At 38.3% G+C, this 24,844-nt stretch carries 30 protein-coding genes and 1 pseudogene; 1 reads left to right on the top strand and 30 read right to left on the bottom strand.

The genetic code is table 11. The annotated features are described in order from the left end of the window. Positions 1-142: 142 nt before the first annotated feature. From PAN07_RS01400 to budA, 8 genes are all read right to left on the bottom strand, one after another. Entirely contained in the window at positions 143-526 is a 384-nt protein-coding gene (locus PAN07_RS01400; RefSeq protein ID WP_269796757.1) for a DUF3021 family protein, read from the bottom strand. A 166-nt stretch (positions 527-692) separates the two neighbouring features. Further along, positions 693-1,763 carry an ABC transporter substrate-binding protein gene (locus PAN07_RS01395; protein ID WP_269796756.1) on the bottom strand — a complete coding sequence of 357 codons (1,071 nt, stop codon included), beginning with the start codon at positions 1,761-1,763 and terminating at the stop codon, positions 693-695. Beyond that, positions 1,760-2,533 carry an ABC transporter permease gene (locus PAN07_RS01390; protein ID WP_269796755.1) on the bottom strand — a complete coding sequence of 258 codons (774 nt, stop codon included), beginning with the start codon at positions 2,531-2,533 and terminating at the stop codon, positions 1,760-1,762. Before PAN07_RS01390 ends, PAN07_RS01395 begins: the two co-directional genes overlap by 4 nt. After that, positions 2,530-3,336 carry an ABC transporter permease gene (locus PAN07_RS01385; RefSeq protein ID WP_269796754.1) on the bottom strand — a complete coding sequence of 269 codons (807 nt, stop codon included), beginning with the start codon at positions 3,334-3,336 and terminating at the stop codon, positions 2,530-2,532. The genes PAN07_RS01390 and PAN07_RS01385 overlap by 4 nt, the downstream gene beginning before the upstream one ends. Then, positions 3,317-4,474: an ABC transporter ATP-binding protein gene (locus tag PAN07_RS01380; protein ID WP_269796753.1), complete on the bottom strand. Its 1,158-nt coding sequence runs from the start codon at positions 4,472-4,474 to the stop codon at positions 3,317-3,319. The genes PAN07_RS01385 and PAN07_RS01380 overlap by 20 nt, the downstream gene beginning before the upstream one ends. A 134-nt stretch (positions 4,475-4,608) precedes the next feature. After that, complete coding sequence (gene murB / locus PAN07_RS01375; RefSeq protein ID WP_269796752.1) at positions 4,609-5,514, bottom strand: UDP-N-acetylmuramate dehydrogenase; 906 nt, start codon at positions 5,512-5,514, stop codon at positions 4,609-4,611. A gap of 114 nt (positions 5,515-5,628) precedes the next feature. Further along, positions 5,629-6,381 (bottom strand): YhfC family glutamic-type intramembrane protease, encoded by a 753-nt coding sequence (locus PAN07_RS01370; RefSeq protein ID WP_269796751.1) that lies wholly within the window; start codon positions 6,379-6,381, stop codon positions 5,629-5,631. 12 nt (positions 6,382-6,393) lie between these two features. Further along, complete coding sequence (gene budA, locus PAN07_RS01365) at positions 6,394-7,113, bottom strand: acetolactate decarboxylase (protein WP_269796750.1); 720 nt, start codon at positions 7,111-7,113, stop codon at positions 6,394-6,396. 140 nt (positions 7,114-7,253) lie between these two features. Here budA and PAN07_RS01360 point away from each other — a divergent pair, with 140 nt between their 5' ends. Continuing rightward, on the top strand, positions 7,254-8,528 hold the full coding sequence (locus PAN07_RS01360) for a PLP-dependent aminotransferase family protein (RefSeq protein WP_269796749.1): 1,275 nt from the start codon (positions 7,254-7,256) through the stop codon (positions 8,526-8,528). A gap of 17 nt (positions 8,529-8,545) precedes the next feature. Here PAN07_RS01360 and PAN07_RS01355 read toward each other — a convergent pair whose 3' ends face one another. The 22 genes and pseudogenes from PAN07_RS01355 to PAN07_RS01250 form a co-directional block, all read right to left on the bottom strand. Further along, positions 8,546-9,358 carry an ABC transporter substrate-binding protein gene (locus PAN07_RS01355; protein WP_269796748.1) on the bottom strand — a complete coding sequence of 271 codons (813 nt, stop codon included), beginning with the start codon at positions 9,356-9,358 and terminating at the stop codon, positions 8,546-8,548. 119 nt (positions 9,359-9,477) lie between these two features. Then, entirely contained in the window at positions 9,478-9,945 is a 468-nt protein-coding gene (locus tag PAN07_RS01350; protein WP_075567102.1) for an NUDIX domain-containing protein, read from the bottom strand. A 92-nt stretch (positions 9,946-10,037) separates the two neighbouring features. Further along, complete coding sequence (phoU, locus tag PAN07_RS01345; RefSeq protein ID WP_075567099.1) at positions 10,038-10,691, bottom strand: phosphate signaling complex protein PhoU; 654 nt, start codon at positions 10,689-10,691, stop codon at positions 10,038-10,040. An 11-nt stretch (positions 10,692-10,702) separates the two neighbouring features. After that, positions 10,703-11,461, bottom strand: a complete 759-nt coding sequence (pstB, locus tag PAN07_RS01340) for a phosphate ABC transporter ATP-binding protein PstB (RefSeq protein ID WP_269796747.1) — start codon at positions 11,459-11,461, stop codon at positions 10,703-10,705. A gap of 12 nt (positions 11,462-11,473) precedes the next feature. Continuing rightward, positions 11,474-12,277: a phosphate ABC transporter ATP-binding protein PstB gene (pstB, locus tag PAN07_RS01335; RefSeq protein WP_269796746.1), complete on the bottom strand. Its 804-nt coding sequence runs from the start codon at positions 12,275-12,277 to the stop codon at positions 11,474-11,476. Between the two features lie 10 nt (positions 12,278-12,287). Then, the gene (gene pstA / locus PAN07_RS01330; RefSeq protein ID WP_000543058.1) at positions 12,288-13,172 is read right to left on the bottom strand and encodes a phosphate ABC transporter permease PstA; all 885 of its coding nucleotides are present in this window, start codon (positions 13,170-13,172) and stop codon (positions 12,288-12,290) included. Then, positions 13,162-14,079: a phosphate ABC transporter permease subunit PstC gene (gene pstC / locus PAN07_RS01325; RefSeq protein WP_269796745.1), complete on the bottom strand. Its 918-nt coding sequence runs from the start codon at positions 14,077-14,079 to the stop codon at positions 13,162-13,164. The genes pstA and pstC overlap by 11 nt, the downstream gene beginning before the upstream one ends. Next, entirely contained in the window at positions 14,079-14,957 is an 879-nt protein-coding gene (locus tag PAN07_RS01320) for a phosphate ABC transporter substrate-binding protein PstS (protein ID WP_269796744.1), read from the bottom strand. Before PAN07_RS01320 ends, pstC begins: the two co-directional genes overlap by 1 nt. 116 nt (positions 14,958-15,073) lie before the next feature. Continuing rightward, positions 15,074-16,378, bottom strand: coding sequence for an RsmF rRNA methyltransferase first C-terminal domain-containing protein (locus PAN07_RS01315; protein WP_269796743.1), 1,305 nt, complete (start codon positions 16,376-16,378; stop codon positions 15,074-15,076). Further along, positions 16,379-17,149: an inositol monophosphatase family protein gene (locus PAN07_RS01310; protein ID WP_269796742.1), complete on the bottom strand. Its 771-nt coding sequence runs from the start codon at positions 17,147-17,149 to the stop codon at positions 16,379-16,381. Beyond that, the gene (locus PAN07_RS01305) at positions 17,139-17,417 is read right to left on the bottom strand and encodes a UPF0223 family protein (RefSeq protein ID WP_269796741.1); all 279 of its coding nucleotides are present in this window, start codon (positions 17,415-17,417) and stop codon (positions 17,139-17,141) included. Before PAN07_RS01305 ends, PAN07_RS01310 begins: the two co-directional genes overlap by 11 nt. Further along, positions 17,418-17,819: a Spx/MgsR family RNA polymerase-binding regulatory protein gene (locus PAN07_RS01300; protein WP_075567073.1), complete on the bottom strand. Its 402-nt coding sequence runs from the start codon at positions 17,817-17,819 to the stop codon at positions 17,418-17,420. A gap of 194 nt (positions 17,820-18,013) precedes the next feature. Further along, the gene (locus tag PAN07_RS01295) at positions 18,014-18,640 is read right to left on the bottom strand and encodes a TIGR01906 family membrane protein (protein WP_269796740.1); all 627 of its coding nucleotides are present in this window, start codon (positions 18,638-18,640) and stop codon (positions 18,014-18,016) included. Beyond that, entirely contained in the window at positions 18,630-19,403 is a 774-nt protein-coding gene (locus tag PAN07_RS01290) for a TIGR01457 family HAD-type hydrolase (protein WP_269796739.1), read from the bottom strand. Before PAN07_RS01290 ends, PAN07_RS01295 begins: the two co-directional genes overlap by 11 nt. Before the next feature lie 10 nt (positions 19,404-19,413). Further along, the gene (locus tag PAN07_RS01285) at positions 19,414-20,151 is read right to left on the bottom strand and encodes an acyl-[acyl-carrier-protein] thioesterase (RefSeq protein ID WP_269796738.1); all 738 of its coding nucleotides are present in this window, start codon (positions 20,149-20,151) and stop codon (positions 19,414-19,416) included. A gap of 4 nt (positions 20,152-20,155) precedes the next feature. Continuing rightward, positions 20,156-21,286, bottom strand: coding sequence for a radical SAM family heme chaperone HemW (gene hemW, locus PAN07_RS01280; RefSeq protein WP_269796737.1), 1,131 nt, complete (start codon positions 21,284-21,286; stop codon positions 20,156-20,158). A gap of 85 nt (positions 21,287-21,371) precedes the next feature. Continuing rightward, the gene (locus PAN07_RS01275) at positions 21,372-21,767 is read right to left on the bottom strand and encodes a YtxH domain-containing protein (protein WP_269796736.1); all 396 of its coding nucleotides are present in this window, start codon (positions 21,765-21,767) and stop codon (positions 21,372-21,374) included. Beyond that, a pseudogene (locus PAN07_RS01270) lies at positions 21,740-22,166 on the bottom strand (DUF948 domain-containing protein). Before PAN07_RS01270 ends, PAN07_RS01275 begins: the two are co-directional and overlap by 28 nt. A 1-nt stretch (position 22,167) precedes the next feature. Beyond that, positions 22,168-22,956, bottom strand: coding sequence for a prolipoprotein diacylglyceryl transferase (gene lgt / locus PAN07_RS01265; protein WP_269796735.1), 789 nt, complete (start codon positions 22,954-22,956; stop codon positions 22,168-22,170). Beyond that, positions 22,949-23,884 carry an HPr(Ser) kinase/phosphatase gene (gene hprK / locus PAN07_RS01260; RefSeq protein WP_269796734.1) on the bottom strand — a complete coding sequence of 312 codons (936 nt, stop codon included), beginning with the start codon at positions 23,882-23,884 and terminating at the stop codon, positions 22,949-22,951. The genes lgt and hprK overlap by 8 nt, the downstream gene beginning before the upstream one ends. A gap of 131 nt (positions 23,885-24,015) precedes the next feature. Beyond that, positions 24,016-24,192: a 30S ribosomal protein S21 gene (rpsU, locus tag PAN07_RS01255; RefSeq protein ID WP_000048054.1), complete on the bottom strand. Its 177-nt coding sequence runs from the start codon at positions 24,190-24,192 to the stop codon at positions 24,016-24,018. A gap of 227 nt (positions 24,193-24,419) precedes the next feature. Next, positions 24,420-24,844 (bottom strand): LPXTG cell wall anchor domain-containing protein (locus tag PAN07_RS01250; protein WP_269796733.1); only part of this gene is annotated, 425 nt, incomplete at its 5' end.

The raw sequence follows: 24,844 nt of genomic DNA, 5'->3' as shown, positions 1-24,844 counted from the left end.
TCGAGTAGCATGATTTTCTATCTTAGATGGCTCGCAGCACCGCCAATTCTCTGAACTAAGATGGGGAGAAAATCAATTCTCAACTCTAGTATTATACCGTTTTTTGATGATTGAGTCAAGGTTAATAACCATGAAGTAAAACTTATTTTTTTAACAGTTTACCAAATATTATATAGGCGATAGACCACAAGAAACTTCCAACCAATAAGAATTGACCTAAAACAATGAGATAATCCAAAATTGAGACCAACTTATACCATCCACTAAATAGAAGACAGGGAAGAACAGTAAAAAGCATAATGATAAAATGTATAATAGATTGTTTAAATAGCGACCATTTTTCAATTTCATAAATTACCGATGCTGATGCTATCGAGGTAGCAATGATGCCAACCAAAAATGTACTTTTAACTTGAAAAACATCGATCCCTTGAAGTGTCATAAAAATTGCTAAACTGGTCATAATGACAAAAGGAATCATTCCTCTAAAAATAGCTTTTTTTATCATAGCTACTACCTCAATCATAAGCATAAAATCCTTTAACTCTATCGAAATTATAGCATGATTAAGTATATTTTTCTACCAATTCATGATCTATTTTAATAAATAACCTAGCCATAACATGCTTAATTTTCTATGGCTAGGTTTTATTTTTATTTAATTGAAATTATTTCCGATAGTTGGAAATCTCCTACTTCCGGTACATCTTAAACTGTAGGAAGAGGTCGCTGTAAATTCCTGTCCATTTATGGTCAAACTTCTCATAAACTTCTAGGTGTTTCATAGTATATGCATCCGGATAGAAGGACTTGTCTTCTTTTGTCTCGTCTGGGAGCATTTCCTTAGCAGCTGTATTTGGTGTTGAGTATCCGACATACTCTGCATTTTTCAGAGCATTTTCAGGCTTCAACATGAAGTTGATAAAGGCATAGGCCGCATCCTGGTTTTTAACGGTTTTTGGAATAACCATGTTGTCAAACCAGAGGTTACTTGCTTCTGTCGGCACGACATATTTGAGGTTAGGATTCTTTTCCAACATTTGTCTAGCTTCCCCTGAGAAGGTCACACCAATAGCAGCATTGTTCTGAATCATGTAACCCTTCATCTCATCGGCTACAATTGCCTTGATATTAGGAGTCAGCTCATACAGTTTATCAACCGTTTGTGACAGTTGTTGAGGATCTTTTGAGTTAAGGATATAGCCTAGTGAGTTAAGGCCTAAACCAAGCACTTCACGCGCCCCATCAAAGAGCATGATAGAGTTTTTATACTCTGGCTTCCAAAGGTCGTCCCAATGTTCAGGTGCTTCTTCCACCATGGTTTCATTATAGACAATTCCCAAAGTTCCCCAGAAGTATGGGATAGAATATTCATTGTTTGGATCAAAGGATTGGTTGAGAAATTCTGGACCAATATTCTCAATTCCCTCAATTTTACTATAATCCAGTGGAACTAAAAGGTCTTCATCCTTCATTTTGTTAATCATGTACTCACTTGGGATGGCAATATCATAGTTTGTCCCACCCTGCTTGATTTTCGTGTACATGGCTTCGTTGGAGTCAAAGGTCTCATACTGAACTTGAATTCCTGTTTCTTCTGTAAATTTCTCCAGAAGTTCAGGGTCGATATAATCTCCCCAGTTGTAGATAACCAATTTTTGACTATCACGACTATTGATTTTACTATCAAGATGGTAAGAAATTCCCCATAAGACAAGGATAATGGCTAAAATTCCTGCTAAAAATGAATAGAGTCGTTTCATGCTTGTTCCTCCTTCTCACGTGAAATGAAGTAATATCCGACAACTAGGATAATACTAAAGAGAAAGACCAAGGCTGAAAGAGCATTGATTTCCAGCGAAATTCCCTTACGAGCCCGAGAGTAAATCTCGACTGACAAGGTTGAAAATCCATTCCCTGTTACAAAGAAGGTCACGGCAAAGTCATCTAATGAATAGGTGAAAGCCATGAAGTAACCTGCGATGATAGAAGGCGTTAGGTAAGGGAGCATGATTTCCTTGAACATTTGGAACTGACTAGCTCCAAGGTCATAGGCCGCATGAATCATATCCCCATTCATTTCTTTCAATCGTGGCAAGACCATGAGCACTACGATTGGAATCGAGAAGGCCACGTGACTGGACAACACTGTCAGAAAACCAAGTGAAAACTTGAGTTGGGTAAAGAGAATCAAGAAGCTAGCACCAATCATAACGTCTGGCGCAACCATCAAAATGTTATTGAGAGATAGAAAGGTTTCTTGGTATTTTTTGCGTGATTGGTAAATATAGATAGCCCCAAAAGTACCAATCACTGTTGCTATCAAGGCTGATAGAAAGGCTAGTAAAAAGGTCTGAACCAAGATGAGCATGAGTCTTCCATCTCCAAACATGGTTTCAAAGTGAGACAAACTAAAGCCTGTAAAGCTATTCATATCATCACCAGCATTGAAGGCATATCCGATCAGGTAAAAGATTGGCAAATAAAGGACGATAAAGACAAAGGCTAGGTAAAGATTTGATAATTTTTTCATCGTTCTCTCCTTTCCTTAGTCACCCACATAGTGATAAACATAGTCAGGATAAGAACAACACCGATAGTTGAACCCATACCGTAGTTGTCATTTGTCAAGAAGTTCTGCTCGATGGCAGTCCCCAAGGTAATCACTCGGTTCCCCCCAATTAAACGGGTCAACATGAAAAGACTCAAACTTGGGATAAAGACAGATTGAACTCCGCTTCGCACCCCGTTCATAGACAGAGGGAAGATGACATGGCGGAAGGTTTCCCACTTAGTTGCACCGAGGTCATAGCTGGCATTAATGAGATTGTTATCCATATCATCCAAAACATTGAAGATAGGCAAAATCATAAATGGAAGCTCGATATAGCTTGCGACAAAGATAAATGAGAAATCTGTAAATAGCAACTGCTGAGAACCAATTCCGATAAATTCTAGGAATTGGTTAATAGAGCCATTTTGACCAAAAATTCCGATAAAGGCATAAGCCTTAAGGAGTAGGTTGATCCAAGTTGGCAAAATGATTAGCATGAGCCAGAGTTGACGGTGTTTGAGACGAGTCAAAAAGAGGGCTGTTGGATAGCTAATCAAGAGCGTCACTAAAGTCACAATCCCTGCATAGAGCACTGAGTTGAAGCTCATTTTCAGATAGGTCAAGTTTTGTGACGCAAAGTAGGATTTATAATTATCTAAACTAAACTGACCTTCGATGTTGAAAAAGGATTGTCCAAAAATCAAGACCAAGGGTGCCAATACAAAGAGGGCGATCCAAAGCATGTAGGGCACTACAAAGAGTTTAGAGGTTGTTTTCTTCATCTCTTTCCTCCTCAATAGCGTTAATCAAACCTGCTTCTTGTTCTTCGATTTCTACGTATTCTTCGATACGAGCATCGAACTCTTCTTCCGTTTCATTGAGACGCATGATGTGGATATCCTCTGGTTCAAAGTCCAGACCGATTTCCTCACCAACGATTGCCTTACGAGTCGAGTGAATCATCCATTCATTCCCAAGTTCATCATAGGCGATAATCTCATAGTGAACTCCACGGAAGAGCTGAGTGTCGACCTTAACTTGAAGCTTCCCTTCTTCCGGAAGAGTTATGCGCAAGTCCTCTGGACGAATGACAACTTCAACTGGTTCATTTGGCTTCATACCACCATCGACCGCTTCAAATCGTTTGCCATTGAACTCGACCAAGTAGTCCTCAATCATGGTTCCTGGCAAGATGTTTGATTCACCGATAAAGGTAGCAACAAAGTGGTTGATAGGCTCATCGTAGATATCAACTGGTGTCCCAGACTGAACAATCTCACCGTCATTCATGACAAAAATCCAGTCACTCATGGCCAAGGCTTCTTCCTGATCATGGGTAACAAAGACAAAGGTGATGCCCAAGCGTTGTTGCAGTTCACGGAGTTCGTACTGCATGTCTGTCCGCAACTTCAAGTCAAGTGCTGACAAGGGCTCATCCAACAAAACCACACGGGGTTGGTTGATAATGGCACGGGCAATGGCAACACGTTGACGTTGCCCTCCAGAAAGCTTACGAATAGAACGTTTTTCAAAACCTTCCAACTGTACCATCTTGAGAACTTCTAGTACACGTTTTTCAATTTCTTTTTTATCGACCTTACGCAAACGCAATGGAAAGGCAACATTCTCAAAGACATTCATGTGCGGGAACAAGGCATAAGACTGAAAGACTGTATGAACATCACGCTTATTGGTCGGAATATCATTGATTCGCACGCCATCCAACAAAATATCACCAGTCGTTGCATCCAGCAAACCTGCAATGATATTAAGAATAGTTGATTTTCCTGAACCAGACGCTCCTAGCAGTGTGTAAAATTTTCCTTCTTCCAACTCAAAGTTAATATCCTTGAGAACCTTGGTGTCGCTGTCTTCAAAAACTTTAGAAACGTTTCTGAATTCGATAATTGGTTTTTTCAATTCCTCTAAATTCCCTTTTCTTCGTAAATTAACAGATTGGGACCTTGTTAAATGCTAGCAATAACTGTAAGGAATTGACCCAAACCATATCTAGCGATAAAATCCCAATCTTTGTATAATGTTTAATAATAATGTTATTCGTGTTCACCCAAGATACGAACTTCTCGCTCTAGTGTAACACCTGAATGTTCTTTAACTTTTTCGATAACAGACTCAATTAAGTCTTCATAGTCTCTTGCTGTCCCATCGGCTACATTTATCATAAAGCCTGCATGTTTTTCTGAGACTTCGACACCACCGATACGGTAGCCCTTCAAACCAGCTTCTGAAATCAATTGTCCTGCAAAATGCCCGACTGGACGTTTAAAGACCGAACCACATGATGGATATTCCAAAGGTTGTTTGAGTTCTCGAAGGTGAGTCAAACGTTCCATTTCTTGATTAATCGTCTCATAATTCCCTGGAGATAGTGCGAATTTAGCCGATAAGACGACTGCTCCTGATTCTTGAATGGCTGAATGACGGTAACCAAAGGCTAAGTCCTTGGCTGATAAAGTCTCGATTTCTCCATCCTTGGTCAATACTTTGCAAGACTGCAAAATATGAGCAATCTCACCTCCATAAGCACCAGCGTTCATAAAGACAGCTCCACCGACGCTTCCTGGAATTCCACAGGCAAACTCAAATCCTGTCAAACTATGGCGTAGAGCAATACGAGTGGTCTCAATCAAGTTAGCTCCCGCTTCTGCTTCAATGGTGTAACCATCGACCGAAACATTGTTGAGCTTGTCACACAAGATAACAAATCCACGGATACCACCATCCCGAACGATGATGTTGCTGGCATTTCCCAGTACCATCCAAGGAATATTTTCTTGATTGGCAAACTTAACCACTCGAGCCATCTCATAGCGATTTCGTGGAAAAACCAAATAGTCTGCCTTTCCACCTACTCTTGTATAAGCATAAGATTTTAAGGGTTCATCGAAACGAATATCGATTCCTTCTAAGGTTTCTTTTAATTTATCTAGTACTGTCATATCTCTCATCCTTTTATAAAATCCATTCTATTATACCATTTTTAGCATGATTTTTCGATGATTATGTCGCCTTTTTCAAAAGGCCATAAAAAAAGAGGCTGGGCCTCTTTGACACTATTGTTTTTTGCAAAAGATTGATTTTGTTAGGAAGATAAATCCTACAACTTCTACTGCCAGCATTCCTTCTACAATAAGTGGATTAGAAATCCAGCCAACTTGCGATAGGGCAGGGGCTAAATCAAATAAAGCATGTAAAGCGTAGGCTGCTAGTAGATAAATCCATTTCTTTTGACGAACAGCTTGATAAACCCAAACAGTCAAACCAACTTGGATCATCATAGCGAGGATTCTCTCAAGTCCCAAGAGGTAAACTTGCCAAGGAGCTAGGGTCCGAATGGTTTCCAGCATATTTTCTGTCAAGAGTTCTAAAACCTTAGGGTTTTGAGATTGGACAGCTGAAAATAGGATAAAGAGATTTATCAGGCTAGCAATCCCAACATAAAGTAATTCTAATCCACCGTGACCAAGACCATAGGCAAGGGCATCCGAAATTTCTAATTTTCTTTTCTTCTCCAACCATTTGAAGAAGATAAAGCGAGCTGTTTCTTCAAATAGAGCAGCCATTGCAATTCCGTAAATGACATAGAGAAATGGATGCTCTGTCATTAGAGCAATTGTTCCATCCCTTTGCGGGCGAAGAACAAGAAGATGAACAATCTTCTCCAAGACCTGTGCCGATACGAAAAAGGCAATCGCTCCTAATCCTAAAACTGATAGATTAATCTTGTATTTCTTCCTCGCAAACCAAATGGCTCCAATCAGAAAAATGATCAAAGCAATCATTGTTGCTATAATATGTCCATTCATATTTCTCTTCCTTTACTCCGACTGTTCAATATCTTTTTTCATTTCGTCTACATTGAACTTTGCAAACAGATACTTGCGATCTTGAACTGGGAAACGTTGATCTAATTGATCAACAGCTCCTAATTCTACAATCCCTTCCTCGATAACAAAGTCCATCACATGACCTCCAAAAGTTAGGTCATCGGAAATGAAGTGCAGATGGTAACCTGCGACACTAACCCCATGGAAAATTTCTGGGGTCCAGAAGCCAACAATAGTTCCAGACACGTTTTCACGACGATACTCTGGTTGATGAGTCGCAACCTCTGCAAACTTTCTTTCAGATGTCGACTTGGGAATCATACGTACATGCATCTGCTTGAAATCCCCATGAATCTTGATGGAACGAAATAGATTTTCCCCATCATAGTAGGACTCAATTCTTTCTTCTAATTCCTGGTCAGTCATTTCAAAGCGCTGGCGGAAAATAACTTCAGCCTGATGGGGAACAACTGCCGCATAAGGAATCAAGGCATCAGGAGAGACTTCAACAATCTCTGGTTTTTCACCTGACCCCTTGGCTTGATATGCCTTTCCATCCAAGACAATTAGCTCGCCATCTATAGAATCAAGAGTACCTATTCCTAAATCACCATGTTGAAGTAATTCACCTACTGTCAGACTTCCTCCATAAAGTCCAGCCATCAGTGCTCCTAAAGTATTGTATTGAAATAATTTTACTGGTTCACGCACCTTAGTATCCCATTCTTTCCAATGTTTTTACTTTCTAAGTATATCATAAATCTTCTTAGATTTGAATGGGTGACTGTTTCTCAACATTGCCAAACGTTCGAAAAAAAGGTACAATGTAACAAAATCAAGAGAGGTCATGGATGAAGAAACTAAGTAAGTATGAACAAGTTGTTGGCTATCTAAAAGAAGGGATTGAATCAGGAAAGTTTCCCACAGGTAGTCGCCTGCCCTCTATCCGTTCAATCAGTCAAGACTTCCATTGTAGTAAAGACACTGTCCAAAGAGCTCTTTTGGAACTAAGATACGAAAAGTACATCTACTCAAAACCACAAAGTGGCTATTATGTCTTGGAACAACAAAGCAGTCATGAAGATTTGGAAATACTAGTCAATGATGAGCACTTGGGTGCTTATGACGACTTTCGTCTTTGTGTCAATGAAACTTTAATCGGTCGTGAAAACTACCTCTACAACTATTATGAACACCAAGAAGGGTTAGAAGAGTTACGCCAGTCTGTTCAAAAACTACTCTTTGAACAAGCCATTTACAGTAAACCAGACCAATTGGTTCTTACATCAGGAACCCAACAGGCTCTCTTTATTCTCTCCCAAATAGATTTCCCAAGTCAGGCACAGGAAATTCTGGTTGAGCAACCAACCTACCATCGAATGAATCAGCTTTTGCTAGCTCAAAACCTTCCCTATCAAACCATTGAACGACGGATTGACGGGATTGATCTAAATGAACTAGAACAGCATTTTAAAACAGGCAAGATTAAATTTTTCTACACTATTCCACGGTTTCACTATCCTTTAGGGCATTCCTATTCTGAACAAGAAAAAAGAGCTATTCTTGACTTAGCAGCCAAGTATCAGATTTATATCGTCGAAGATGACTACCTGGGAGACCTAGATCCTAAAATGGGGCAAACCTTTCATTACCTTGACCAGAATGGTTTAGTCATCTATATCAAATCCTTTTCTACCAGCCTTTTTCCTGCTCTTCGCATAACTGCCCTCATTCTTCCAAATGCTATCAAAAAAGAATTTGTGTCCTATAAAAATATCCTTGACTATGATAATAATCTCATTATGCAAAAGGCTTTATCTCTCTATATTGATAGTCAATTATTCGAAAAAAATAGACTAGCTAGGCTAGTCCTTCAAGAAAAGAATCAAGCACAGATTCAAAAACTAGTAAATAGCTATCCTATTAGTCTTCCAAGCTATCCTCTCCACGATGGACTCTTACTTGATTTGAGACAGTATCCTAAAATTGCTAGCCTCAAACATAGTTCTCTATGTCTTGACTTCTTTGAGTCCTCCTATTTAGATAGCTGTCCTTATGAATTTGCTAAAATACCTCTTGAAAATATTCAAGCAACTCTTCATTACATAAAAACAGAGCTGGACTAGTGTCCAACTCTGTTATTTTATTGTTCTACTTCTGTTAACTTAGCAGCTTTTTCGAGATAAGTTTGATAGGTCCCCTCGTCTTTTAGCCTTTGGATTACCTTATCGACGACTTCTTTCAAATCTTCATTCCCTTTCCTTATCGCTACAGCATTGGCTTCCCCTTCATTCATGGTTAAAAACACAGTTGTAACTTGTAAGTCTGAGTTTTTTGTAGCATAACTAAGAGCTACTGGTTCATCCATGTGGACTGCATCTACTTTTCCAGATTGTAGCTCATTGACTGCTTCCCCCATATTACTTAGAGATGTTAATTTAGCCTCTGGAAGTTGCTCTTTGACCATAGATTCAGGAACAGTTCCTTTTTGCGCAGCAATATTAGCACTTGTCAAAGAATTCAAATCCTTGTATTTATCTAAATCTGTTTTTCTGATAAGAAAACTTGCCTTATTTTCATAGTAAGGAATTGAAAAGTCAAAGACTTCTTTTCTTTCATCGGTAGCGCTAATACCTGCAATAGCCAAATCAGCCTTTCCAGTATGAAGACTGGTTAAGACATTATCAAAACTCATGGTCGAGATTACTAGTTTTACTCCAAGTTCATCCGCAATTGCTTGAGCCATATCAATATCTGCTCCAACAACTTGGTTTCTTCCATCTAACAGGGCTTGAAACTCAAAGGGAGCATAGTCAGGGCTAGTTGCTACTACTAATTTTCCTTTTTGCTTTATAGTTTGGAGAGCAGATTGGGAGTTGGAACTAGAAGATTGACAAGCCACTAAGAAAAAACTTGCTATCAAAGTCGAAATTAGTAAAAACCATTTCTTATACATAAATAAACACCTTTTTCTCGTATTTTTGTATAATTATAATCTATCCAAAAATACTTGTCAATATTTTTCTTACATTTTCATAAAATATATTTACAAAATAAAGAAATTCAATGCTTATTTTATCTATCTATTGGGTACTTATTTTCAAAAAAATCATTTATCATATCTTGATGTTGCTGGTTTACAATTGTGATATTTTGTATGTCCCTGTGATCAAACAACCCTAATTCTAAAGTTTCGTCACTCGTAAAAACATTTGTAGAGATCGAAGTTTCAGATGTAACTAAATACAACATTGTAATAACTTGTGCCTCATCACCATTTGGATAACTATCTGAATATTTTGTATAAACATTTAAGATTTTTTCCACTGTAACTTTCACTCCAGTTTCTTCATAAAACTCTCGCTCTAATGCTTCTACAGCCGATTCACCTAATTCAATAGCGCCACCTGGTAAACCCCAAGTTCCTTTGTCTGCTCGTTTTTGTAATAATATTTTTCCTGATTGACTTAAAATTCCACACGTAAAATTTAAAATAATTTTATCTTTTCCAACTTTTTTTCTTATACTCTGTATATAGTTCATTATTCACCTCTGACAAAGTAAACTATCGATACAATGAAAGCTTACTATATTAAAAAGTAAGCTTTCACAATAATTTTTATCATCTAAATATTTTACAATTCTACAATCTTACCTGTTTCAAAGTAAACGACCCATTCACAGATATTTTTAGCATAGTCTCCGATACGCTCCAAGTAAGAAATTACTTGGAAGTATTCACGACCTGTAATGATAGCTTCTGGGTTTTTCTTGATTTCTAAAGTAGCAAGATCCCGAATGTGCTCAAAGTATTGGTTAATTTTTTCATCTAATGAAGCAACTTCATAGGCCTTATCAACTGATCCGTTAAGGTAGAGTTCAAGTGTTGTTTCTACAAAATCTTTCACATCACGTCCCATGTTTTTAATTTCTTCTTCAACTTCTGGGATACGTTCTTCACCCTTCATACGAATAGTTGCTTCAGCGATAGATACAGCGTGGTCTCCCATACGCTCCAAGTCAGAAACAGCTTTTAGAACGGTTAAAACTGTACGCAGGTCTTGTGAAACTGGCTGTTGAAGGGCAATAATTTCAAATGATTTCTTTTCAAGTTTCAATTCATATTCATTGACATCTGCGTCTTTTTCGATAACTTCCTTTGCTAAGTCACGGTCATGGGTGACAAAGGCACGTACTGTACGATTGATTTGGGAAAGAACTTCTTGTCCCATAGCGTAGAATTGGTTGTGCAATTTCTCTAAATCTTCTTCAAATTGAGATCGTAACATCTTTTCTCTCCTTATCCAAATTTACCTGAAATATAGTCCTCAGTTTCCTTATGTTGAGGGTAGAGGAACATTTCCTTGGTATCGTTAAATTCAATCAAATCTCCGTTTAGGAAGAATCCTGTCTTGTCAGAGATACGTGAAGCCTGCTGCATGGAACGAGTTACTAAAAGCATAGTGTACTTGTTCTTGAGACTATATAGGGTTTCTTCAATTTTTCCAGCTGAGATAGGGTCCAAGGCTGAGGTTGGCTCATCCAAGAGGATAATCTTTGGACTGGTTGCCAAAACACGGGCTACACAAACACGTTGTTGCTGACCACCCGACAGACCAATTGCTGAATCATGCAAGCGGTCCTTGACCTCATCCCAAATAGAAGCACCCTGTAGAGATTTCTCTACAGCTTCATCCAAAACGTTCTTATCTTTCTCCCCATTAATGCGGAGACCATAAACAACATTTTCGTAGATTGACATTGGGAATGGATTAGGTTGTTGGAAGACCATTCCGATTTCCTTACGTAATTCAACTGTATCGGTGCGTGGACTATAGATATTGTGCCCATTATAAACCACTGAGCCAGTAGTGGTCACTTCAGGATTAAGGTCACCCATACGGTTAATAGCCTTAAGTAGGGTTGACTTCCCTGATCCTGATGGTCCAATAAGAGCTGTGATTTCCTTGGGTTGGAAGGATAAGGAAACACTATTCAAAGCCTTCTTTTTATTGTAATAAACAGACAGGTCTTTAACCTGCAAAATCGGTTCTGTCATACTGTTTCCTTTCTAACCAAAGTGTCCAGTTACATAGTCATTGGTTGACTGTAGCTTAGCATTTTGGAAAATATTAGCAGTTTTATCATACTCGATTAAATCACCCAAGTAGAAAAATCCAGTATAGTCACTTGCACGCGCAGCCTGTTGCATACTGTGGGTCACGATAATAATGGTAAAATCCTTCTTCAACTCAAGCATAGTTTCCTCAAGCTGAGCTGTCGCAATCGGATCCAAGGCTGACGCCGGCTCGTCCATCAAGAGAATATCTGGTTTTACAGAAATAGCACGAGCAATGCAGAGACGTTGCTGCTGACCACCTGAAAGCATCAAGGCTGACTTATGGAGGTCGTCTTTGACCTGATCCCAAAGGGCGGCCTGACGAAGAGAGGTTTCTACAATTTCATCAAGGACTTTCTTATCCTTAACACCTGCACGTTCGTGTGCAAAGGTGATGTTACGGTAGATTGATTTAGCAAATGGATTTGGACGTTGAAAAACCATTCCAATATGTTTACGCATTTCATAAACATTGATCTCAGGACGGTTAACGTCAATTCCTTGATAGAGAATTTGACCTGTAACCTTAGCAATATCAATGGTATCATTCATACGGTTGAGACTGCGTAGGTAGGTTGATTTACCTGATCCTGATGGACCAATTAAAGCTGTAATTTTATTTTTTTCGAATTGCATATCCACGCCCTTGATGGATTCATTCTTACCGTAGTAAACATGTAAATCCTTCGTAGAGAGGGCCACTTTTTCTTCTTGAAAAGTAATGATATGCCTTTCATCCCAATTATATTTTGACATGGCTTCTCCTTTAGGCTGCGGTTAATTTCTTATGTAGATAGCTTCCGAGTTTACGTGCTCCAAAGTTAAAGATCAAGATAAAGATTAGGAGCACCGCTGCAGAACCTGCTGAAACCAAAGTTCCATCAGGAATGGTTCCTTCACTGTTGACTTTCCAGATATGGACAGCCAAGGTTTCTGCTTGACGGAAGATTGAGATTGGACTGGTTACGCTGAGAACATTCCAGTTTGACCAGTCAAGAGCTGGAGCAGATTGTCCTGCTGTGTAGATTAGGGCTGCAGCTTCACCAAAGATACGACCTGATGCAAGCACGATCCCCGTTACAATACCGGGAAGAGCTTCAGGAATGACAACATGAAGAACTGTTTCCCAACGAGAAAGTCCAAGCGCCAAACCAGCTTCACGTTGTGTATGGTGAACGTGTTTTAAACTGTCCTCAACATTTCGAGTCATCTGCGGAAGGTTAAAGACAGTCAAAGCCAAGGCACCAGAAATAATAGAAAATCCATACTCAAATTGAACTACAAAGATAAGGTAACCAAAGAGACCGACTACGACTGATGGCAGTGAAGACAAGATCTCAATACAGGTACGAACGAAATTGGTAACACGACCTTTTTTTGCATACTCAGCCAAGTAAATTCCAGCCCCCATTGATAGAGGTACAGAGATGAATAAGGTAATGACTAAAAGGAAAAAGGAATTATAAAGCTGTATCCCGATACCACCACCTGCTTGATAGGAAGATGATTTTCCTGTCAAGAATGACCAAGAAACATGCGGCAAGCCTCGAACCAAGATATAAAGAATCAAGGAAGCCAAAATAGTTACGATGATTCCTGCGATGGTATAGAGGACAGCTGTAGCAAGTTTATCTAATTTCTTAGCGTGCATAGTTTTTCTTTCCTCTTTCTTTTGTAATCAATTTAATCACACTGTTAAAGGCCAAACTCATCAAGAGCAATACTAAGGCCAGTGACCAAAGAACATTATTATCAACAGTTCCCATAACTGTATTTCCGATTCCCATGGTCAAAACAGATGTCAGAGTAGCTGCTGGTGTCGTCAAAGAAGTTGGGATAACTGCTGAGTTTCCGACAACCATCTGAATAGCCAGGGCCTCACCAAAGGCACGCGCCATTCCAAAGACTACTGCCGTAAAAATACCTGAACGTGCTGCTTTCAAGGTCACACGCCAAATGGTTTGCCAACGAGTTGCACCCATAGCTAAACTAGCTTCACGATAGTGACGGGGTACAGCACGTAGACTATCTGTAGTCATGAAAGTCACGGTTGGTAGAATCATAACGAAGAGGACAAAAATCCCCGATAAAATACCAAAACCTGTCCCACCAAAGACACTACGTACAAAAGGTACCACAACTTGCAAACCAATAAATCCATATACTACTGACGGAATCCCAACCAGAAGTTCGATAGCAGGTTGTAAAATCTTAGCTCCTTTTGGAGACACTTCTGTCATAAAGACAGCTGCACCAATGGCAAATGGTGTTGCAATAAGAGCTGACAGAATGGTAACAATAAAGGAACCTAAAATCATTGGAAGAGCACCGAATTGTTTACCAGAAGGATTCCAAGTCTGTCCAAATAGGAAATCAAAAATGTTGACTCCGTTGACAAAGAAGGTCGACAAACCTTTTTGGGCTACAAAGATTAAAATCATAGCCACAATGATAACAATCAAAGATAGGCAGGCAAAAGTCAGACTTTTCCCCAATTTCTCAAGACGAGAGTTCTTTGACGGAGAGAGCAATTTTTTAGATAATTCTTCTTGTTTCATTATTGACTCCCTTCTATCGCTGTTACGGTACCTGCAGCATCTTTTTCAACCTTCATTTCTTTGATAGAAATATAGCCCATTCCTTTAACGATTCCGTTCTGAACTTCGTCTGAAAGAACAAAGTTTAAGAATTCAGCAACCAATTCATTTGGCTCACCAAGTGTATACATGTGTTCATAAGACCACAAAGGCCAATTATTAGTAGTTACATTTTCAGAGGTTGGTTCATACCCATTGAGCTTGATAGTCCCAACCGAATCATCAACATAGGCGAAAGCTAGGTATGAGATAGCACCCGGTGTTTGAGAAACAATTGATTTAACCATACCGTTAGAATCCTGTTCCTGACTTTGTATTGCTGATTTTCCATCCATAATCACACTGTCAAAAGTCGCACGTGAACCTGAACTAGCTGCTCTGTTGATAATAGAGATAGCTAAATCCTTACCACCAACTTCTTTCCAGTTAGTAATTTCACCTGTAAAAATTTTACGAAGTTGTTCTGTCGTAAGATTATCGACATTCACCTCTTTATTAATAATAACAGCAATTCCAGCAACGGCTACCTTGTGGTCAACTAAGGCAGAAGCATCGATTCCATCTTTTTCCTCGGCAAATACATCCGAGTTACCGACATCTACTGCTCCCGATTGAACTTGGGAAAGCCCTGTACCAGAACCACCACCTTGAACGTTAACTGTTTTACCGATGTTGGTAGATGCAAACTCATCTGCTGCTGCTTCTACTAAGGGTTGGAGAGCTGTTGAACCAACAGCCGTCATAGACTCTCCTCGATCAATCCAACTAGCGCATCCCGCTAGCGAACCAGCAAGTAAAAGAGTTGCAAGAGAAATGACAAGCTTTTTTCTTTTTTTCACTATTTGTCTCCTTGAAAATAATGGTGAATAGCTTGGAAGATTTGAATATTTTCATGTATTTTACAAAATCATCCATACTTCCACTATAACATAGAATACTGGTTTTGACTAGTTTTTTACCTGAATCGTAAGCCCTTAGGGAAATAGTTTTTTAGGGTATTCCCAGTGACTTTGGCAAATCCCAAACCATTTCCTCCAACCAAAACTTGATACCAGCCATTGGAATAGTTCTGATCTAGCTGAATGGTTTCACCAGCTACGTATTTTAGAAAGTCTTCTTGACTAATCTCAATACTTTGTTTGACTTGGCTGGGCCTCATTGTTAAACCAAGAGCAAAACTTGGCTCAAAACGTTTCTTCTTAAAAGTTCCAAGATGAAGACCATTTCGAGCGATTTTAATCTTGCTCAAATCTGGTAGATCGCTTGGCAGGAGATAAAGCTGGTCTCCAAATGTCTGTAAAATACCTACCAGATGATTTTTAAGGTGGTCTTTTTCAAAATCTTGCCACAAGCTCAACTGTTCACGGCTGAGATTCGTCTTAGAAGGCTTGAACTTCCCTGCTTGATTTTGTCCCCTAAACTGAAGATGAGCAACAAACTGGCCTTCACCCTTAAAGAGATGAGGATACATACGAGCTGTTTGAGGTTGGTTGATTCCTTGTGACATACCATTGATATGTTGGATTGGAATCAATTCAAAATCGTAGGTATCTAAGAGCCAGTTAATGATTTCTTCATTTTCTTCTGGAGCCCAAGTACAAGTGGAATAGACAAGTCGACCGCCATCAGCCAACATGGTAACAGCATCTTCTAAAATCTCACGTTGTAGATTAGCGCATTGACTTGGATAATCCTCAGTCCAATAATCCATAGCATCAGGTTGTTTACGAAACATCCCCTCACCTGAGCAAGGTGCATCTAGAACAATCAAGTCAAAATAGCCTTTAAAAACCTTGGCTAAACGGTCTGCAGATTCATTGGTCACAACGACATTAGTCGCACCAAACCGTTCCATATTTTCAACTAAGACTTTCGCTCGTTTGTTTGAAATTTCGTTAGAAACTAAAATACCCTCACCAGCTAGATAAGCAGCCAGTTGAGTTGATTTACCGCCCGGCGCTGCTGCTAGGTCTAAAACCTTCATTCCAGGACTTGGCTGGGCTACCTGAGCCACCATTTGAGCAGCTGGTTCTTGAGAATAAATCAAGCCTGTCACATGCTCAGGTGATTTTCCAGAAACCTTTCCATAATAGCCCCACAGTGTATTTGGAATTTCATCTGAGTATCTTATCTGACTTTCTTTTAGAGGATTGACGCGAAAGGCAGAAATGGCTTCATCATCAAAAGAGGCAAGAAAAGCTCTTGCCTCATCTCCAAGTATTTCTTCATATTTTTTTACAAATCCTTCTGGAAAGTTCATTTATGATTTCCTTTCGTAAATATAGGATTGAATTTCTGGTAACATTTCTATTGGAGCCATCATGACTGGTTGACATGTCTGAAAATCAGGTTTTTCTCCAGAGAGAGTTATAACTTGATATCCGAGATTTTCCCCCAAGATACTTGCAGCTGCATAATCCCAAGGTTGAAGATAGGTAATATAGGTCAAGAGCTGACCAGATAAGATTTTCGAGAAACTGATAGCTGCACTTCCATAAACTCGTACTCCGAGTGAAGCATTCCCTAAATCAGCAACACCCCAAGTATTTTTTTCTAACATTCCTGCATTAATGGCCACAAGAAAATCACTTAAAGGTTTAGCTTTAAAAGGAGGCAAGAGTTCATGATTACAATAAGCAGGAAAGACACCTCCACCATAATAACAAACATCTTTCATCACATCATAAATAATGCCAAATTGTCCTTGACCATTTTCGAAATAAGCTACCATGATAGCGAAATCTTCAGCTTGAGCAACAAAATTATTGGTTCCATCAATAGGATCAATGACCCAAACAGAACCTTGATCAACAGGAGTTTTTAAGTCTCCTTCTTCTGCACAGAACAAATCATTTGGATAGCGCAAACGAATCTTATCAATCAGGAGAGTCTGTACTTCCTTATCCAACTTGGTCACCAAATCGGTCGGAGAAGATTTTCTCTCTATATGAAGGTCGTCTTTCATATGTGTTCGGATATAGCTCGCAGCCTCTCTAACAATTTCTTTAGCAAAGGCAAATTTATTTTCCAAGTGAAATCATCCCTTCCCCTTTTTCTTTAGCCATCTGAACTGCTCGATAGAAAGAATAGCCACTGGCTGTTTCAAATTCCCGTCCCAAACGTTTTTCTTCACTCTTACTTGGAACTATTGTCTTGAATTCTTTATAAGAATCTAATAATTTTTTTGCTTCTATCTTTCCTTCATAAGCAACTTCAACATCATTAAAAAAAGAAAGCACTGAAGCAAGTTCTTCAGTGCTCCACGAAAAATCTAGTGGGTAACTATATTGTTTATTCATCTAATTTATACCAGCTCTCAAGGTAGCTTCCTTCAGTTCTTGTTTTCGATAACTTCTTGAAAGAAAAGCTCGGATTTCGTCCTCATTAAAACCGATTTGCATCCGTTTGTCATCTATGATAATTGGACGACGCAAAAGACTCGGGTACTGCTCGATTAAACGAAGCAATTCCGATACTGAGATACTATCCACATCAATATTCAATTTTTGAAAAATCTTTGAACGAGTTGAAATAATGTCATCAGTACCGTTTTCGGTCAAGGAAAGAATATGTTGTAACTCTTTTCTTGTTAAAGGACTAGTCATAATATTGTGCTCTTGGAAAGGCACCTTATGATTATGAAGCCAAGCCTTTGCCTTACGGCATGATGTACAACTCGGTGATAAAAATAGTGTAATCATGCTTTTCTCTTCTTTGCATACTTTTCTGATTTTATTATACAACAAATTTAAGCGCTTGACTAGTTATTTCCATAAAAAAGGCTATTTTTATTTTAAAATAGCCTTTGTTAAAAAATCCAAGCTATTAATAGTAAATAGTTGATTTTTTCATATAGATTTTGAAATCAATTTTTAATTTATAATAAACTATTATATTAAACTCTTTCACTTCTTCTACTCTTAAAGTAAAAATATCCAAATAAGATTTCATAAATAACAAAAAAGAGGATAAAACAATGCAAGAAAAAGTTCTCTGGTAAGATTAAAATCACTGGATCCTTAGCTGGATCAAATAGCCAGGTATCATCTCCGACAAAAAGAAACTGATGAAATAGGGTAAAAAAGCGTTCAAAACCTATGAAGATACCGAATAAACCAAGTCCTATAGGAAATCCAACCATAAATACTAAGGGTTTTCGATAAAGAGACAGAAATCCTTTTCTGACAACCTGGTTCCAGAAAATGCAGAAGAAAGGTAATGTAACAAGAGCAACCCCTTGTGCTACATGAAAGAGACCTTTTACAACCGCAAAATGATGTAAACCTGATTCAGACGAATGGAAATCTGGCATTTTCAATACTTGATTGAAAGGATTGGTTAAATAATTCATCAAGATATGGAAATTATACTGAATGATATCTGATTTCAAATGAACTCGACTTGTTAGATTTAACCAAGAAATCTCAAAAGGGTATAAAATCCAAGCAAGATAAATAGTTAATAAGATAGCAAGTGACAATAGAAATAGCAGACTTGCTCCAGAAGTTAGTTTAGTTTTCATCGAAATTCCACTCTGATAAGCTTGATAGAACATGAGTTGGTGCAATAGGAAGATTAGGCACTTCTTCAGGTTTTGTAAAACCAGTAGTTACTAACAAAGTTGGAATTCCATTATCAATACCAGCTCGAATATCTGTCAGATAATTATCCCCTACCATGAGTAAATCTTCACGTGCAAGTCCTAAATGCTCAACTGCTTTTTCCATAATAATAGCATTTGGTTTACCAATATAAACAGGCTTAACTCGAGTCGCGGCTTCTAACAAAGTAATGATTGAACCAGCGCCTGGTAATAGTCCTCGCTCAGTTGGTATGTTTAAATCAGGATTTGTCCCAATAAAGTGTGCACCTTTTTGAATGGCAAGTGTTGCAGTAGCTAGCTTTTCGTAGTCTACTTGCCAGTCCAAACCTACAACCACATAGGCAGGATTTTCTTTGTCTTCGAGATAGCCTGCTGCTTGAATAGCTTCTTTTAAACCCTCTTCACCAATTACATAAACACTCTTTTCAAGTCCAAGGTCATTCATATAATCAATTGTTGCAAGTGTTGCAGTATAAATGGTTGAGACAGGAGTATCAATATTAAACTGCTTGGTCAACATTTCCTGAACACTTTCAGGTGTGCGAGTTGTATTGTTAGTTACAAAAAGATAGGGAATCCCACGCTTTTGCAAGTCATGAACAAAAGCTTCTCCTTCAGGGATGCTGTCTTTACCCTTGTAAATTGTTCCATCTAAATCGATTAAATAACCTTTATAAGTCATACATTTCTTTCTAATCTTTGTTAATTTTTTGCCAAGTTATCTTTGCCTGAGCATTGATGTCGCCTTCACTTGTGACTTGGTGATTGCTTTCTAGTTGATTCAATTCGTAACTAGAAGTAATCATACCACCTGGTCGAACTTCCTTGACATACTTTAGATTGATTTTTTTAGGGATATGATTGGTTAGGAACTCTGCTCCCATGACCTCAAAAATCCAGTCTAGGTATTTGCTATTATTGACATGGCCATTCATATCTAAGTCGTAAAAACGGACATGATAGTCCTTGCTAATCGCTTCTTCCAACTCAGCGTATTTTGGTCCACGGATCAGTTTCTTAGAAAACTCAGATTGATAAGGTGCGACTATTTCAGGTTCTACAGGATGAACCTTCCGACTATCACGATCCATAAGGACAAATGTAGCTACCATGCGAATGATTTCTTGACCATCTTCATCATAAATAGTAAATCGGCGGTAGCAAAATAGACGATTGTAGCTCAAGGCCTCTGTTTCGATGGTAATTTCCTCAGCAAAACGAGGAAGTCTAATCACATCGATATCATAATCAGTGATAATCCAAACTAGATTATACTGTTCTAAAACATCCTTGTCACTCACTCCTAGATTAATTGATTGCATTCCTGATACTTGTAAGGATAACAAGATAACATCTGGTAGCTTGATATGACCGTTTATGTCAGCCATATCAAAAGGGATTTTAGTTTTCATTTGATAAGTTAAGCCCATAATATTACTCCAATATAAATCTTTCTGCTACTGTATCTCCTAAAAAGAGACCTTTTTTTGTCATTCGTATTTGTTGACCTTCTACTTGTAAAAGACCTTGATGACATAAATCTCTTACAACTTGGTCATATAAATTGTCAAAAGATGTGCCAAATTTCTCTTCAAATCGTTTCATGGAAACTCCTGTCTTCTTGCGAAGTCCAAGAAACATCTCTTCTTCCATTTGTTCCCTTTGACTCAGATGTTCTTCATGGATGCGAGCATTGCCTTCTTCTACTGCCTTCAAATAATGGCGGATAGGCCCATGGTTTTTATAGCGAACACCATTGACGTAACCAGAAGCACCAGCACCTATACCATAATACTCAGCATTATCCCAATACATAAGATTGTGACGACTTTCAAAACCTGGTTTTGAAAAATTTGAAATTTCGTAATGCTCAAAACCAGCACGCTCTAATTCAGCAATGATATATTCAAACATTTCAGCTTCTACTTCTTCTTTAGGAAGCGGTAATTTCCCACGACGCATACGATTCATAAAGACCGTATGGTTTTCCAAAATCAAGCTATAAAGACTCATGTGGGGAATGTCCAAAGTGATGGCCTTGGCAACATTATCCTTGACTTGTTCCATGGTTTGACCGGGAAGAGCATAAATCAGGTCAATGGAAATATTATCAAACCCTGCTAACTTTAGACGATCAATGTTTTCATAGATATCCTTCTCCAAGTGACTTCGACCAATTTTTTTCAGCATTTTATCATCGAATGTTTGCACACCCAGTGAGACACGGTTGACAGCTGAATTCTTTAAAACTGCAATCTTATCCTCATCCAAATCACCTGGATTAGCCTCAATGGTTAATTCTTCTAAGACTGACAAATCTAAGTTTTTAGTCAATCCATCCAGAAGCACCTCTAACTGTGGCGCAGACAAGGCTGTAGGAGTTCCTCCTCCAATATAAAGAGTTCGCAACTTATGAATATCATAGGAACGATACTCTCCCAATAAATGCTCTAGATAACTATCTACCGGTTGATTTTTAATAAAGACCTTAGAAAAGTCACAATAATAACAGATTTGTGTGCAAAATGGAATGTGCACGTAAGCTGATGTTGGTTTCTTCTGCATAGTATTTATTATACCACAAAGACTTCACTCAAGAAAAAAATCACCATCTCCGACTCTAAGGGAATCAAAAATGGTGATTTCAATTTTAATCTTCTTTGATTTCGATGATGATTTCTTGACCGTCTTCTGGGTCTTCAACAACTACTTTTTCTTCCAATTGTTCCCTGAGACTATTCAAGGTCTCTTTTGAAACTTCAGTAGCTTGTTGAGCTAAAGATTTAGATTTTTCAAGAACTGAATCAAAGGTAATTTCGCCTGATTCTACTTGTTCTTTTGTCTTTAGAACAAAATCTCTAGTTTGTTCTTTAACTTCTGTCAATTTTTCAAGAGCTTGTTCCTTAGCATATTCTGGATCTTCTCTTAAATCGTCAATAAAGTCTTGCGCTTGGCTTTTAACTTGTTTACCTTTGTCACTTGTTAAGAACAAGGCAACTGCAACACCAGACACGGTTCCTAAAAGGATTGATGATAATTTTCCCATGAGCTTACTCCTTTATTATTTTTTGAAAAACTTACTTGCGACACGAATAGCTGATAGGCCAGCGCTAGTCTTTAATGTTTTTGAACCTGCAGATGATGCTTTTTTACTCAAGACACGAGCCTGCTCATTTAAATCAGAAACAGAAACAGAAAGGTCTGCAACTGCTGTAAAGAGTGGATCAATGGTTGCAACTTTGATATTGATATCATCAGCAAGAACATTGACCTTGGCAAGAAGTTCGTTTGTGTGATGTAAAGTAACATTTACATCTGAAGTTAGCGTTTTAACAGTATTTTCTGTTTCATCAATTACACGTCCAACTTTTTGAAGAGTAATAATCAAATAAACTATAAATACAATCAAGGCAATCGCCACAATAATATAAGCAACTTCTAACATTTTAATTCTCCTTTTTTACATTATAAAATGGTGCTTTTTTCCGATTTTGATAAACGATAATATAAATACCAAGTCCAATTAATAGAACGGACAACCACTGAGATACTCGAATTCCTAAGAACATGAGACTATCTGTGCGCATACCTTCAATAATCATACGACCAAAACCATACCAAATCAGATAAAAAGCTGTGATATGACCACGACGAATACCAATTAATCGGCGTCTAAAAATAACAATTAAAATAAAACCAATAAGGTTCCAAATAGATTCGTACAGGAAGGTTGGTTGTCGATATGAGCCATCAATATACATTTGATTTTTAATAAATCCAGGTAAGTAATCAAGGCTTTCTACAACTGCGCCATAAGCTTCTTGGTTAAAGAAATTCCCCCAACGTCCAAGACTCTGGGCAATCAAGACACTTGGTGCTGCAATATCTAGGAAGTCCCAGGTATTAATCAGCTTGCGATCCGCAAAGATGTATAGAACAATAGCACCTGTAATTAAACCACCATAAATAGCAAGACCACCATTCCATATAGCAAATATTTCTCCAATATGTTGACTATAATAGTCAAACTTAAAGATGACATAGTAGAGTCTTGCACCAATAATGGACAGAGGAAAGGCTATTAGTATAAAGTCAATAATATCATCAGATAAAATTTTCTTTTTAGGTGCTTCTCTCATTGCAAGAAGAACTGCTAGCATTAATCCAGATACAATGCAGATAGCATACCAGCGAACAGCAAAGGGGCCAATTTGAAAAGCTATTGGATTAATCATTTCGCACCTCATTTTGAGCAATTAGATTTGTTAAACGTTCTTCAAAAAGACGAGTTGCATCAAAGCCCATTTCCTTAGCACGATAATTCATTGCAGCCGCTTCTATTACTACCGAAATATTACGTCCTGTTTTAACAGGAATGCGAATACGTGGTACAGTTACACCAGAAATCTCTAGTTCTTCAGGATTATTTCCCAATCTGTCAAATTCCTTATCTATACCATAATTTTCAAGGTAAACTGCAAGTTGAACTTGTGAAGAATCTTTAACTGCACTAGCACCATAAAGGCTCATAACATCGATAATACCAACTCCTCGGATTTCCAACAAATGTTTTAAGACTTCAGCCGGCTCACCCCATAGTGTCATTTCATCCTTAGCATAGATATCAACACGGTCATCAGCAACTAGTCGATGGCCTCTCTTAACCAATTCAAGACCTGTTTCACTTTTACCGATACCACTATCTCCTTGGATGAGTACTCCCATACCATAGATATCCATTAAGACTCCATGTACACTAGTTCTCTCAGCCAATCTAGAATCCAGATAACTAGATAGTTGTCCTGACAGACGACTGGTTGAAGTACGACTCGTCAAAATTGCCACTCCACATTCTCTAGCAGCCTTTAACATTTCTTCAGGGACTACCAAACCACGAGCAACGACGACAGCAGGTGTTTCTGATAAAAACATCTTCTTCAAAACTTGATAACGGTTTTTGGAGGGCATTGTGACCAGATAGGACCACTCCTTCATCCCCAAAAGTTGAATTCGTTCTGGAGTATAGTAATCAAAATAGCCTGTCATTTCAAGACCAGGTCTCGTAATGTCCGCAGTGATGATTTCTTTTTCAAGCACTTCACCTTCACCGTAGACAATGTCTAGTCTGAGCTTTTCAATTACTTCTCTTACTAAAACCGACATAATATCCTCCTTAAATCGAGTTCTCCCTACTATTATATCAGATTGTAGTCAGATGTTTCTAATTTTAACTGATTTTCCACCATTTATTTAAAATTGAAAAAAGGCTAGATAAATCTAGCCTTTCACTTCAATTAGAATTTTTTACGTTTACGAGCTGCTTCTGATTTACGTTTACGTTTTACAGAAGGTTTTTCATAGAATTCACGTTTGCGTGTTTCTTGAAGAGTACCAGCTTTAGTAACCGCACGTTTGAAACGACGAAGTGCATCGTCAAGAGATTCATTCTTACGTACCACTGTTTTAGACATTTTTTTCACTCCCTTCAAGTTCAAGATCTATTCTATTTTACATGGATAAGAGATATTTGTCAAGACTAAAATGCTTTATTCCATTAATTTTCACTATTAATTTCAAACTTGCTTTTATTACTATTTTATAAAAAGTAATTTATTGGATAGGAGGATTAATAAACTCATTAAATTGAAAAGAGAGCCTTTCGGCTCTCTTTAAGATTGTGTAGTTTTTCTAAAAATTATTATTTAGTAAATTTACGTTTCATAACTACAGTACCTGACAAGATTACCACACCTGCCAATACAAGTACTAGGCTTGTAGCCTCACCAGTAAATGGAAGACTTGGTCCTTCTTCTGTTGTAGTTGAACGACCTGGTTCTGGAGTCGTAGTTGAACGACCTGGTTCTGGTGTTGTAGTAGGACGACCTGGTTCTTCAGTAGTAGTGGTTGTTGTAGTTGTTGTTGTAGTTGTTGTTGTAGTGCTACCGTCACCTCTACCATGTGGGTTATGATATTCTGTCGTTGTAGTAGTTTCTGTCGTTGTTGGAGCTTCAGTTGTTGGAGCTTCAGTTGTTGGAGCTTCAGTTGTTGGAGCTTCAGTTGTTGGAGCTTCAGTTGTTGGAGCCTCAGTTGTTGGAGCTTCAGTTGTTGGAGCTTCAGTTGTTG

The sequence above is a fragment of the Streptococcus sp. SM5 genome (assembly GCF_027497975.1).
The sequence above is the reverse complement of the archived record's forward strand: the minus strand, read 5'-3'. Positions and strand labels throughout refer to the sequence as shown.

Bases quoted from the DNA above. Each gene is read 5' to 3' on its own strand.
- PAN07_RS01400 (WP_269796757.1), bottom strand. From the start codon at position 526: ATGATTGAGGTAGTAGCTATGATAAAAAAAGCTATTTTTAGAGGAATG.
- PAN07_RS01395 (WP_269796756.1), bottom strand. From the start codon at position 1,763: ATGAAACGACTCTATTCATTTTTAGCAGGAATTTTAGCCATTATCCTT.
- PAN07_RS01390 (WP_269796755.1), bottom strand. From the start codon at position 2,533: ATGAAAAAATTATCAAATCTTTACCTAGCCTTTGTCTTTATCGTCCTT.
- PAN07_RS01385 (WP_269796754.1), bottom strand. From the start codon at position 3,336: ATGAAGAAAACAACCTCTAAACTCTTTGTAGTGCCCTACATGCTTTGG.
- murB (WP_269796752.1), bottom strand. From the start codon at position 5,514: ATGACAGTACTAGATAAATTAAAAGAAACCTTAGAAGGAATCGATATT.
- PAN07_RS01370 (WP_269796751.1), bottom strand. From the start codon at position 6,381: ATGAATGGACATATTATAGCAACAATGATTGCTTTGATCATTTTTCTG.
- PAN07_RS01360 (WP_269796749.1), top strand. From the start codon at position 7,254: ATGAAGAAACTAAGTAAGTATGAACAAGTTGTTGGCTATCTAAAAGAA.
- PAN07_RS01355 (WP_269796748.1), bottom strand. From the start codon at position 9,358: ATGTATAAGAAATGGTTTTTACTAATTTCGACTTTGATAGCAAGTTTT.
- PAN07_RS01350 (WP_075567102.1), bottom strand. From the start codon at position 9,945: ATGAACTATATACAGAGTATAAGAAAAAAAGTTGGAAAAGATAAAATT.
- phoU (WP_075567099.1), bottom strand. From the start codon at position 10,691: ATGTTACGATCTCAATTTGAAGAAGATTTAGAGAAATTGCACAACCAA.
- pstB (WP_269796747.1), bottom strand. From the start codon at position 11,461: ATGACAGAACCGATTTTGCAGGTTAAAGACCTGTCTGTTTATTACAAT.
- pstB (WP_269796746.1), bottom strand. From the start codon at position 12,277: ATGTCAAAATATAATTGGGATGAAAGGCATATCATTACTTTTCAAGAA.
- pstA (WP_000543058.1), bottom strand. From the start codon at position 13,172: ATGCACGCTAAGAAATTAGATAAACTTGCTACAGCTGTCCTCTATACC.
- pstC (WP_269796745.1), bottom strand. From the start codon at position 14,079: ATGAAACAAGAAGAATTATCTAAAAAATTGCTCTCTCCGTCAAAGAAC.
- PAN07_RS01315 (WP_269796743.1), bottom strand. From the start codon at position 16,378: ATGAACTTTCCAGAAGGATTTGTAAAAAAATATGAAGAAATACTTGGA.
- PAN07_RS01305 (WP_269796741.1), bottom strand. From the start codon at position 17,417: ATGAATAAACAATATAGTTACCCACTAGATTTTTCGTGGAGCACTGAA.
- PAN07_RS01300 (WP_075567073.1), bottom strand. From the start codon at position 17,819: ATGATTACACTATTTTTATCACCGAGTTGTACATCATGCCGTAAGGCA.
- PAN07_RS01295 (WP_269796740.1), bottom strand. From the start codon at position 18,640: ATGAAAACTAAACTAACTTCTGGAGCAAGTCTGCTATTTCTATTGTCA.
- PAN07_RS01290 (WP_269796739.1), bottom strand. From the start codon at position 19,403: ATGACTTATAAAGGTTATTTAATCGATTTAGATGGAACAATTTACAAG.
- PAN07_RS01285 (WP_269796738.1), bottom strand. From the start codon at position 20,151: ATGGGCTTAACTTATCAAATGAAAACTAAAATCCCTTTTGATATGGCT.
- hemW (WP_269796737.1), bottom strand. From the start codon at position 21,286: ATGCAGAAGAAACCAACATCAGCTTACGTGCACATTCCATTTTGCACA.
- PAN07_RS01275 (WP_269796736.1), bottom strand. From the start codon at position 21,767: ATGGGAAAATTATCATCAATCCTTTTAGGAACCGTGTCTGGTGTTGCA.
- lgt (WP_269796735.1), bottom strand. From the start codon at position 22,956: ATGATTAATCCAATAGCTTTTCAAATTGGCCCCTTTGCTGTTCGCTGG.
- hprK (WP_269796734.1), bottom strand. From the start codon at position 23,884: ATGTCGGTTTTAGTAAGAGAAGTAATTGAAAAGCTCAGACTAGACATT.
- rpsU (WP_000048054.1), bottom strand. From the start codon at position 24,192: ATGTCTAAAACAGTGGTACGTAAGAATGAATCTCTTGACGATGCACTT.